The organism is Desulfosarcina sp., from assembly GCF_033791525.1.
GTDB lineage: Bacteria > Desulfobacterota > Desulfobacteria > Desulfobacterales > Desulfosarcinaceae > Desulfosarcina.
In genome coordinates this window covers 1-10,620 of sequence record NZ_JASJGN010000475.1, presented here as the reverse complement: position 1 = coordinate 10,620, position 10,620 = coordinate 1, and the positions used below count along the sequence as shown (strand labels likewise).

Genomic DNA, 10,620 nt, shown 5'->3' with positions numbered 1-10,620 from the left:
GCTGAAAGTCTCGCACCAGTTTGCCGCCGGTGACGTTCGCGATCAGATGGCACGCGTGTTTGGCGACATGGTCACCGAAAAGACCAACGGTGAAATCAAGTTCCGCTACTATCCGGCCAAATCGTTGTACAAACCGAAAGAACAGTGGGACGCCCTGCGCAAAGGGGCTCTGGACATGTCGGTATTTCCTTTGGACTATGCCTCCGGCAAGGTGCCGCAGCTTTCCATCACGCTCATGCCGTGCGCGGTCACCAGCGTCACGCAGGGCATGACTTGGCGCAACAAACCCATAGGCAAAAAAGTGGAAGCGCTGATGGAGGATAACGGTGTTAAAAACCTGGTTTGGGCCTGGTTCGACGGCGGGGTCGGCAGTAAAACCCGGCAGATCGTCCTGCCGGCAGATGTCAAAGGCACAAAGCTGAGAGCGGCCGGGAAAAAGTTTGAATTCATGCTGCGCGAGGCCGGGGCGTCGATTACGAGCATGCCGTCATCGGAGACGTACCATGCGCTGTCCACCGGCGTGCTGGACACCATGCTGACATCATCGGCATCTTTCGTCTCTTACCGGCTCTACGAGGTGCTGAGCTACATCAACGTGCCGCGGGACTATTCGATCTGGTACATGGCCGAGAATCTGATCCTTTCCAAAACCACCTGGGAACGCCTGACGCCTGAGCAGCAGAAGATCTTCATGGAGGTGGCCGAGGAGATGAATGCCAACTGGGTCGTCCCCAACTTCAAATCCCTGGTCGACAAGCTGATTGCCGAGTACACCAAAGCCGGCGTCAAGATTCATTACATGACCAAGGCGGAATTCGACCAGTGGCTCGCTTTTGCCCAGCAGACCGCTTGGCCGGAGTATGCGAAAACCGTGGAAGGCGGGCAGGAATATCTCGACCTGGCGCTGGATGCAATGAAATAGGACACGGTTTACAGCGCGACTCTGACGTGCTTCCGCTATCCCCCGTCAAGGGATGCGGAACGGGCGCCGAAAGGCGCGATCCGGGCATTCCACACGCCGCATCGCTTGCGGGACATGAAATGCCCGCTCGATTCTGACCGCCTCGCATTAGACCGGCGGTTGGATCGGTGCCGTTTGGGGTACGTGCATTCTGCCGTGTTGTCTTTGCGCAATTAACGCTTCAACCTCCGGGTGAAAACCATGAAAACAGCATACCAGATCTTCGTCCGCATCACCGACGGACTGACCGTCATCACCGGCTGGGTGGCCGCCTTGTGCCTGGTGGCGGCGGCCCTGATCGTCACCGAGGCGGTTATCGTCCGTAAGTTGCTGGGAATTTCCACCATCTGGCAGATCGAGGCATCGGTGTTCTTGCTGATCTTCACAGTCTTTGTGGGCGCCCCGTTCGTTCAGAAGAATGAACACCACCTGAATGTGGACCTGGTGATCATCCACCTGTCGCCCCGCACCCGTGAGCTCACCCTGATCGTTGTTTCCATCATGTCGTGCATCCTGACCGCTATCCTGGCCTGGTATGCCTGGCCCATGTGGTGGGAGACTGTCATCAATAATGAGCACTCCGAATCGCTGTGGGGGCCGCCCCTCTGGATTCCTTTCCTGTTTCTGCCACTGGGCATGACCATTCTGTTCATGCAATATATCGTTTTCATCGGACGAAAAATCGAGCGACTGCGCAAAGGCGACATCGAAGAGAATGTGCTGCCATCGGAACTTGCCGATGTGAAGATGAAGGATGAAACCGCCCCGTCAAAATGACTTGCGATCCTTTGAACTGAAAGGCAAGGTATGAACGAATACGTACTGGCCATCCTCCTGTTTGGAAGCGCATTTGGCCTGCTCGTCTCTGGGATTCCCATCTGGGCCGGTTTGGCGGGCATATCGGTCATTTTTATTCTGAGTTTCTCGCCCCACCTGATGCCGACCTTGCCCTACGTGCTCCACGGCAGCATGGATAGCTTTGCGCTTCTGGCCATCCCGCTTTTTATTCTGCTGAGTGCACCCATTGCCGCCTCCCACGCCAGCAAGGACCTGTACGAAACCCTTCACAAATGGCTCCACAAGATCCCGGGAGGCCTCGGTATTGCCAATATGGTCGGATGCGGTATTTTCGCAGCCCTGTGCGGGTCGAGCCCCGCGACGGCCGCGGCAATCGGCGGCATCGGCATTCCGGAGATGCGGCGGCGGGGGTACTCGGCGGCGCTGGCCACCGGGCTGATTGCCCATGCCGGAACGTTCGGCATTTTAATCCCGCCGAGCGTGACCATGATCCTCTACGGGGTTGCCACCGAGACATCCATCGGCAAATGCTTTATCGCCGGCGTGATTCCTGGTATTCTGCTTGTGGTGCTCAGCTGCGCATGGCTGGCCATCGTGTTTTTTTACCGCAAGATCGTGCCTGCCAGCCCCGGCTCGACTTATTTTCTGGAAACCGAAGCGGTTGACGAACAATTCTCCTGGGCCGAACGGTTTTTCTCCCTTTTCAAGGTCCTGCCGTTTGTGCTGATCATCGTCGGCATCATGGGGTCGCTGTACGGGGGATGGGCCACCCCGAGTGAAGCCGGCGGCCTGGGTGCAGTGCTGTCCTTGTTTTTCGTGATGACCATCTACAGGATCTGGCGCCCGAAACAACTCTGGCCGATATTTATCAAGGCGCTGAACGAAAGCAGCATGATTCTGATGATCATGGCCGCAGCGCTGGTATTTGCCTGGGTTTCGTCTGACCTGTATGCCACCCAGGCCCTGGGTGAGCTGATATTGCAGCTGCCCCTGGGCAAGTGGGGGATCATCGTGGTGATCAATATCCTGCTGCTCCTCCTGGGCTGTTTCATTCCGCCGGCGGCCGTCATCTTAATGGTGGCGCCTCTGCTGCTGCCGATCATCCAGGGACTCGGATTCGACCCTATCTGGTTTGCCGTTATCATGACTGTCAATCTGGAAATCGGTCTGGTCACCCCCCCGGTGGGTTTGAACCTGTATGTCGTCAAAAATATCGCCCCAGACGTACCCATGTCCCAGGTGCTGCTGGGGGTGACCCCGTTTGTGATCATCGACCTGCTGGTGATCGTCCTGTTGTGCATCTGGCCGGAACTGGCCATTTGGCTGCCGAACAAAATGATCGGATAATCATCATCGGAAAACGCTCCCGGCAAACTGGGCGGGAACTCCCAGCGTTTGACAAGAAGCAGAAAAAAAATTATGACCGCTGCGGAACAGCCCGGATGGAATCGAAATCCGTGCACAGGTCGCGAACTATTTTTGCTGAGGGATCAATTATGAAAGCAACTTCCACAAACCGCTGGCTGGAAACCGTGGCTGCCAAACAAGGTCCCAAAACAGCCATCACGTTTTTGCGCGACGGCCGGGCCGAAACCGAAATGACCTACATGCAGTTGCAGCGCGATGTGAACCGGTTGGCCAACACCCTTCTTGATCTCGGTGTCCAGAAAGGTGACAGGGTCGTTCTCTTCATCCCCAAGTCGCTGATCGCCGTGGTGGCCCATTTCGCCATCCAGGCCATCGGCGCGATGGCCGTGCCCCTGAATCCCGGATTTAAAAAAAATGAGATGACCTATCTGCTCGGCGATACCGCCGCCAAGTTGATCATCGTCGAACCCCAGAAAAAGGCGTTGGTCCGCGGTATCGACCCCGACGCGCAGCTGTTGGAGATAACAACCGCACAACCCTATCAGGACATCGATTTTTTCAGCTCGGAACCGCAAACCGTGCCGGCAGTCGACATCGATCCGGACGATCCGGCCCTGGTGATCTACACCTCCGGAACCACCGGCAACCCAAAAGGCGCGGTGTTGACCCACAGGAATTTGGTTTGCGACGCCCACAACATCATCGGCACCTGGGAGATGACCGCCGGTGATGTGCTGTGTCACGCACTGCCCCTGTTCCATGTGCATGGGTTGTGTTTTGCGTTGCATACGGCCCTGCTCAGCGGCGCCCATGTGCGCATGCTCGACCAGTTCAAACCGGAAACCGTAGTGGCGGAGCTATCCCGCAAGGCTGGTAATGCGGCCTGCTCGGCTTTCATGGCCGTACCAGCCATGTACACCAAGTTAATGGATTTCCTTGGCGACCGACATCTGGATTTCAGCCATATGCGTCTGTTCACCTCCGGCTCGGCACCGCTGCTGGTCAAGGAGTTCGAACGCATCACCACCGTCTTCGGCCGGGAACCAGTCGAACGTGAAGGGATGTCTGAAACCGGCATGAATTTTTCCAATCCCCTGACCGGAAGACGTATTCCCGGATCCATCGGACTGCCCCTGCCGGGGTTGCAGGTGCGTATTGTCGATCAGGCAACACTTGCCGATGTTGCCCAGGGCGAAATCGGTGAGCTGTGGTTGAAAAGTGCAGCCATCACCCAGGGATACTGGCGCAAACCCCGCGAAACTGCCGACACATTCAAGGACGGATGGTTCCGTACCGGGGATCTGGGTAAAATCGACACTGAAGGATATTATTACCTGACCGACCGGATCAAGCACATCATTATCACCGGGGGCGAAAATGTTTCCGCCAAAGAAGTGGAGACGGTCATCAATCGAATCGACGGGGTTGATGAATCCGTCGTCGTGGGCAAGCCTGATGAAAAATGGGGTGAAAAAGTCGTGGCGGCGGTGACTCTCAAACCGGACGCCGACTTGACCGAGGGAGATATCAAAGCCTTTTGCAAAACGGACCTGCACGACTGGAAATGCCCCAAGAAAGTTATTTTCCTGGAAGAAATTCCACGCAATACAATGGGTAAGATACTCAAGGAAGAAGTCAAAAAAATATTTATTGAGTAGGCATGGGCCTTTGCGGCTGACCGTCACGAGGCTCCTTCAAAGCGAACAGCTTGATGGTTATGAATCCCTCAAAGGCGCCGAGATTGAGATCTATCTGATTTTCACCATGCGGTTGATACTATCCCCATCGGCCGTCCAAGCGGCTGAAGGGACCTTCCCTGTTTCCTCATTCCCTGACTGACATTGGTTTTGCCGATGTAGAAAGTATGTGAGCCAAGTCAGTTGCTGAAAACAAATAGCGTATCAATGGGGATGACGCGTCATTGCGCTCAGCAAGTATACCGAGAACTTGACATGCTCAAACGACCCATCAGGAAAAGTGGCTCCGCCTTTTCCACCATCAATAAATCAGTGATCGAATGCCCCAAATAGCGATGACCCACAATAGGATGGAACAGGGTAGCATGATAAGCAGGCCCTTAAAAAACCCATTGACTTGATCGTATTCAAGCAATCGCCCCTCCCGCCGACAATCATTCCTTTGGGTTGGATCCATCCCCACGTCAGGGTCGACAAGTCGAATTTTACGGTTGGGCTGGGTGCTTTCGTCCGGAACACGCTCGCAGTTCTGCTGAGACTCGTTTAGAACCATCATGATACCGTCCTCCCCCAGGGCCTATAACTAATGATTGGATTTGTCTGAATAGGTAAGCATTTGGTGTACCAAAAAAAATTGCACCACTATTTCTATAGGTTATACAATTCTCGGAGAGTTTGGGGGGCAAGCTGAGGGAAAAATCTGGAGGGCCCTGACCAATTTTGCACACTTTCGCCCATGATGGACCATTACCGGTGAGCGGAAAACAGGTCGGCGAAATAGACGCAGCCATCGAGGTAGCCGGGGCCACTATCAAGCATGCTTTGGCTAATTTGCGTTTGGTTCATACCGCTGCCGTTGGCTCAGCGGTTGCCGAGTAAGACCACTTCAATTTGCATTGGGAAGGTTTTAAAAAGTGGAATATAGCGGTTGATTGGAATCCATGACTCAGTCGGCATGGTTAACTAACACGCAGAAAATTGGGTGCAAATGGTAGGCGCGATTGGATTTGAACCAACGACCGCTTTCGTGTCTGGGATACAGGCTAACGATTATTCCAATTCTTTCCTCATGATCGGACGTGTTGGTGAACGTCGCATGACCTCTTTAAACCCAGCACGAATGAATGCTGAAGGTATGCCGGTCCAAGCAAAAGCAGGCGGTATATCTTTATCAGGTTTGGGCTCAACCGGATAACCTTCTACCAATTCTGCGCCCTGCGATTTGGCATATTCACTCGCAGCTCGTAAAAGCTCGGTTGAAACACCTTTTTTTCTATATGCCTTTTCAATAAACAGGCAGGCGACAGACCAGCACGGACGGTCGTCTACTGGCTGAAGCATACGGGACCTTGATAAAGCAGAATAGCGGCTTCTCTGTGCAATGGCACACCAACCGATTGCTTCCGTGTCGTGGTATGCCAAGATACCAGGAACCTCTCCTGAGTCGACAATGGCCTTCATGGCAAGTTTGTTGCCGACTCCTTTTTGTAACTCATACTGTTACCTTGTAAGACGCCAAAGCATGCACCAGCATCCACCGCATGCCCCTCGCTCACCAAATAAAGAAACAAAGTCGTCCCATTAGTCTATAGTGAGAGGTTTCAACGATAATTCCATGGGCAGGTGCCGGTCGTTGACGTAACTCATCGGCGTGCGCTTTATTTGCGATCCGCGGCAAGAGGTGGTTCTGTCATATTACCGATGAGTTTCTTAGGTTCGGGCCAAGCCCCGGAATAATTAAGATGCGAGCCTGTCTTCCCTCAACTGTGTCGATTTACCGCACCGGTCGATTCTCAATCGATAGAATATAGCGCCACTCGGTCTCGGAGACCGGCATGCTCGAGAGTCGATTCCCCTTGCGCACCAGCGGCATGTTTTCAAGTGCCGCATGTGGCTTTAGTTCGGCCAGGGGGATGACTCGCTTCGTGTGGCGGATGTATTTGACGTCGACCATATACCAGCGCGGTTTGTCCGGATTGCTTTTCTCGTCGAAATACTTGCTCTTGGGGTCAAAGGCCGTATGGTCCGGGTAGCCTTCGCGCAAGACTTCCATCAGCCCGACTATCCCCGGCACATGGCAGTTGGAGTGATAAAAGAAGGCGCGATCGCCTACCTTTATCTGATCGCGCATCATGTTGCGTGCCTGGTAATTGCGCACCCCGTCCCAGTGTTCCGTCTGGTCTGGCATTGTTTTCAGATCGTCGATGCTGAACGCCGACGGTTCGGATTTCATCAGCCAATAGTTCAATTGAATCGCTCCTTTGGGAGACCTGAAACAGAAAAAATGCAGGGTTAGGTCTTTACATTTGGCACAATGTCATATCGAAAAAATTAAGCGCCAGGTTTTCTAATTTAACATCCCTGGATCTCAGGTTCTCCCCCCCCTTAATTCCAGGCCAATTGGCTACGTATGTGCCAATAACTTTCGGCGGGTTCCACCAACGCATCCAACATCTCTGCCAATGAATCGTTCCATTTTATCTTCAATGCTTGCAGGTTGGATTTCAGATGATCGACGCATGCGGCACCACTCAAGACCACATTAACAAACGGCCGATTAATAACCGCTGCCAGGGCAATTTTGTTGTATCTCCTATAATTACAAAATTTTAATTTGTCCCGACCCCAAGCCTCTCCCAAACCTTCTCACTCATAATTTTAGACAGCGAACGCCCAGCGTCATGGGCGGAACGGTCCTCGCCGTCCCTTGAACGCTGATGTTCTGCACCTTATCGCGTCCAGTTTACGGAAAGTTTGCGGTTGGAGTGAACGCAATCACGCAAATACAGATTGATTAAATTTTGATATGGAACTCCGGTTTCCTCAGCTAAATTTTTAAAATAATCAATGACATCAACACCTATTCGGATAGTCACCTGTTTTTTTAAATGTTTAGCATAAGGATTTCTGCGTCCTTTCATTTTATCTAAATCATATTCTTTTCTCATAATGTCCCCCTAAAATAAACGTCTTGCTCCTTTTTAGTTGCTTTTCTTGCTGGAATCATCCGAATCTTAGATTCATCGCTTCGATAGCAGTGGCAAACAACTAAAACGTTAAGGCTCAGTTTGGGTATATATGAAACTACAGATGTATCATTGCCTTGCGCTAAGTCTTGGATGAACAATAGCGCTACGCTTTGACCTAAGAGTTGGAATTCTTTTCTCAGTATCAGCAAGACAGTCTCCGAAAATGGTTTCGAATGCCAGTTTGACTTTTTCACGGAATGACATGGCGGTTAACTGCTTTAAGGCCCCTTTAGTTCTTTCTCTTGTAAATCCAGTTAATGATTCAGCATATAGCATGTTATTGATTTGTTCGTCTGTTAGCAATCTATCACTGTCTACTGAGTTTACAATGTGTTCTACACAATTCCAGAGTAACAAAAACTGTAAGACAGGGGCAGACTGTGTAAGTGCAGCTGCATAGTATGGCAGAGCATTTTGAAGAACGCCTTCCTCCTCACTATTTGATGATAGCCACTCACTTGCACAATGAAACTCTTCATTCTCAACGTGTAGATACTCAACGCTTACATTTGTATTACGATCAACCTGACGCATAACATCTGTAAAATAAATTGACAGATTGTTTTTGTTTGTAACGGATCCAATAGTTGGTTGGTGGTATGGCAAATAACGTCTTACTTCATATTGACGCTCCTCGCCAATTATCTCTTCAGGTGATTCCAGCACATCGATACCAACCAATGCCTCATCTTCGAAGTGAGGTAGCCACCCATGTTCCGACTCTGCGATATTCAATATTCGAAGATCACCGGTTGCCCGCAAAGAAATACGAAGTGCTAAAGAAACGAGCGAGGTAACTCTTGGGGAAAAGTTCTTGCCTCTGTATAAGCGTCGACCTCGGATGCGGCAATGAGTAGGCCGTAAACCCGTATTTTAGGTTTACCTGCGATAGGTTTGTCTGCATTTTGAAATACTTTAAATGTAACATGAGGGGCGCGGCCTTCGCTTACAAGGCGAACATCAACACCATATAGAACTCGCAGGTCGTGCCAAAAACTAACATTTCTGGTAAACCCACCCGAAGACAATACGTTTAGGTTTATATCCTCAATATAGCTTTCGGCATAGACCCATGGCACTTTTAACACCTCTCATTGATAATATGCTATGTGCACATAACGGCCGGGGTGACCGGCGATTTTGCCTTGAAAACAGGCACGCGGTGATTGGTTATTGGGGCAAAATTGCTGGTCGACTCCGTGGTTATCGGGCGTAGTGCAGCGGAGCCCGGTAACCACGGAGTCGACCGGGAACCTGGCACCCAGGCGTTGATCAGGCGGAGCGCAGCCTCATCAACGCCTGGGTTGACAGGTGCACGGGCGCTTTTTCCGCACATCCTTCTCAAACCCAATGTTCTGTTTCTTTTCTATGACCGGGGTGTCAAGGAACCATTCAAATACTTATGCACAAGACTGGAAATAAGTGTTTGATATGGTATACCTTCTTCAATGGCCTTTATCTGAATTTGATGATAATCCTTTTGAGAAAGTCGAAGATTTATACGTTTATCTTTTTTTAAAGTATTTCGAGCTGCCTCTATTGCTTTTTTTCTTTCTTGGTCAAAATTTTTAACAGGTTGCCACTCGTCCCGCTCGATTGATTCCATCAAGTCTTTCTCTTCCTGATCGATTGGCTTAAATGCCTTTTTATTGATTTTATTCATTATTCCCCCTTCAAACCGTATTTTTTTGTGTATTTCCGGCTCGGAAAAGCTGTTTTTAAAAAGATTTCATCATCATCTTCCACGTAAGGTACAATGATGGCATAGTTGTCGACTTCTAAAACATACATCTTTTGATTGGGATACCCTGGATTTTCCTCGATTCCAATAACCCGGTCAGATTCAATTAAATAAGCTATTTCCTCAAAGGATATCCCGCGTTCACGTTTTAAAATTTCGTTTTTTTCAGAATTCCAATTCAAATATTTCATGCGATAAATATATGCCGATGTCTGCCTTTTGTCAACCCATTCTGGATGGATTGGGTTGGAAACAGAACTTTGAAAATAACCGGTATCACCCGGTTCATTTTCGTTGTTGTGATTTATTTTGCAGTTGTTAAGGTGCGCACCCTTTTCTTCTTTAGGCTTTAGTCAGAAGATAAATCTCAATTGTATCTCTGAGGATAATGGGAGAATGGTCAGATAAGCCAGGCTGCAATTGATTCAATTTTTCAATGATACGATTTGCATCCCCAGGAGCAATCGTTGCACGGTCAAAAACATAGCTGCACAGGTCTGTTTTATCTTCAAACATAGCAATGGCATTGAAGGTGTCTTCATTCTCCAGAGCAAAGGCACTATCCATTAAGCTACGATAAGCGTTTTGTATTTTCTGAGTTTCATCATCAAAAAGATGGAAAAATTGTTGAAACTCTCCTTTTATTGATGGTTCGATAATAACAAGTTTTCCATCATTTTTTAGAACCCTGCCTGCTTCTTTTAGAGCCAGAGTGCTGTTTTGGTGATGCAGTGAAAGTGTAAAAAGAACAAGATCAAATCGGGAACCACTAAACGCCAAGGATTCGCCGCTACCGACCCTGAAATCCACATTGTCGTGTGTCTGACTGGCGTCACTGATGGCTTTTGTATCCGGATCGATACCAATGTACTGCTCTGTATCATTTGCCAGAAGTGAAGATAGTTTACCTCCGCCACAACCGATTTCGAGAACTATCTTATGCTTGAAGTCAGTTTGTTTTTTAATCATTTTGCTAATCATTTGTTCAATGTCATATTCCATATCTGCTCTTTAAAGCTGTACGAT

Annotated in this window: 11 protein-coding genes; 4 read left to right on the top strand and 7 right to left on the bottom strand. The window is 49.9% G+C overall.

Features of this window, described 5'->3' with window-relative positions; translation table 11 throughout:
- The 4 genes from dctP to QNK41_RS22450 form a co-directional block, all read left to right on the top strand.
- A partial coding sequence (dctP, locus tag QNK41_RS22465; RefSeq protein ID WP_319261966.1) for a TRAP transporter substrate-binding protein DctP occupies positions 1-922 on the top strand: 922 nt, incomplete at its 5' end.
- A 240-nt stretch (positions 923-1,162) separates the two neighbouring features.
- Complete coding sequence (locus tag QNK41_RS22460) at positions 1,163-1,738, top strand: TRAP transporter small permease (RefSeq protein ID WP_319261963.1); 576 nt, start codon at positions 1,163-1,165, stop codon at positions 1,736-1,738.
- Positions 1,739-1,768: 30 nt separating this feature from the next.
- Complete coding sequence (locus QNK41_RS22455; RefSeq protein ID WP_319261960.1) at positions 1,769-3,106, top strand: TRAP transporter large permease; 1,338 nt, start codon at positions 1,769-1,771, stop codon at positions 3,104-3,106.
- Positions 3,107-3,255: 149 nt separating this feature from the next.
- Positions 3,256-4,785 (top strand): class I adenylate-forming enzyme family protein, encoded by a 1,530-nt coding sequence (locus QNK41_RS22450; protein WP_319261957.1) that lies wholly within the window; start codon positions 3,256-3,258, stop codon positions 4,783-4,785.
- Between the two features lie 1,089 nt (positions 4,786-5,874).
- Here the strand turns inward: QNK41_RS22450 and QNK41_RS22445 are convergent.
- The 7 genes from QNK41_RS22445 to QNK41_RS22415 form a co-directional block, all read right to left on the bottom strand.
- Positions 5,875-6,285, bottom strand: coding sequence for a GNAT family N-acetyltransferase (locus QNK41_RS22445; RefSeq protein WP_319261954.1), 411 nt, complete (start codon positions 6,283-6,285; stop codon positions 5,875-5,877).
- A 313-nt stretch (positions 6,286-6,598) separates the two neighbouring features.
- Entirely contained in the window at positions 6,599-7,072 is a 474-nt protein-coding gene (locus QNK41_RS22440) for an EVE domain-containing protein (protein WP_319261952.1), read from the bottom strand.
- Positions 7,073-7,553: 481 nt separating this feature from the next.
- On the bottom strand, positions 7,554-7,772 hold the full coding sequence (locus QNK41_RS22435; RefSeq protein WP_319261949.1) for a CopG family antitoxin: 219 nt from the start codon (positions 7,770-7,772) through the stop codon (positions 7,554-7,556).
- A 147-nt stretch (positions 7,773-7,919) separates the two neighbouring features.
- Positions 7,920-8,588, bottom strand: coding sequence for a hypothetical protein (locus QNK41_RS22430; RefSeq protein WP_319261946.1), 669 nt, complete (start codon positions 8,586-8,588; stop codon positions 7,920-7,922).
- A 631-nt stretch (positions 8,589-9,219) separates the two neighbouring features.
- Positions 9,220-9,516, bottom strand: coding sequence for an antitoxin (locus QNK41_RS22425; RefSeq protein WP_319261943.1), 297 nt, complete (start codon positions 9,514-9,516; stop codon positions 9,220-9,222).
- Positions 9,516-9,785 (bottom strand): BrnT family toxin, encoded by a 270-nt coding sequence (locus tag QNK41_RS22420; RefSeq protein WP_319261941.1) that lies wholly within the window; start codon positions 9,783-9,785, stop codon positions 9,516-9,518. The genes QNK41_RS22425 and QNK41_RS22420 overlap by 1 nt, the downstream gene beginning before the upstream one ends.
- Before the next feature lie 151 nt (positions 9,786-9,936).
- Complete coding sequence (locus QNK41_RS22415; RefSeq protein WP_319261938.1) at positions 9,937-10,596, bottom strand: class I SAM-dependent methyltransferase; 660 nt, start codon at positions 10,594-10,596, stop codon at positions 9,937-9,939.
- Between the last annotated feature and the right edge of the window lie 24 nt (positions 10,597-10,620).

What these genes read in the sequence shown, in the direction of transcription:
- QNK41_RS22460 (WP_319261963.1), top strand. Translation starts at nt 1,163, where the DNA reads ATGAAAACAGCATACCAGATCTTCGTCCGCATCACCGACGGACTGACC.
- QNK41_RS22415 (WP_319261938.1), bottom strand. Translation starts at nt 10,596, where the DNA reads ATGGAATATGACATTGAACAAATGATTAGCAAAATGATTAAAAAACAA.
- QNK41_RS22420 (WP_319261941.1), bottom strand. Translation starts at nt 9,785, where the DNA reads ATGAAATATTTGAATTGGAATTCTGAAAAAAACGAAATTTTAAAACGT.
- QNK41_RS22450 (WP_319261957.1), top strand. Translation starts at nt 3,256, where the DNA reads ATGAAAGCAACTTCCACAAACCGCTGGCTGGAAACCGTGGCTGCCAAA.
- QNK41_RS22455 (WP_319261960.1), top strand. Translation starts at nt 1,769, where the DNA reads ATGAACGAATACGTACTGGCCATCCTCCTGTTTGGAAGCGCATTTGGC.
- QNK41_RS22435 (WP_319261949.1), bottom strand. Translation starts at nt 7,772, where the DNA reads ATGAGAAAAGAATATGATTTAGATAAAATGAAAGGACGCAGAAATCCT.
- QNK41_RS22445 (WP_319261954.1), bottom strand. Translation starts at nt 6,285, where the DNA reads ATGAAGGCCATTGTCGACTCAGGAGAGGTTCCTGGTATCTTGGCATAC.
- QNK41_RS22425 (WP_319261943.1), bottom strand. Translation starts at nt 9,516, where the DNA reads ATGAATAAAATCAATAAAAAGGCATTTAAGCCAATCGATCAGGAAGAG.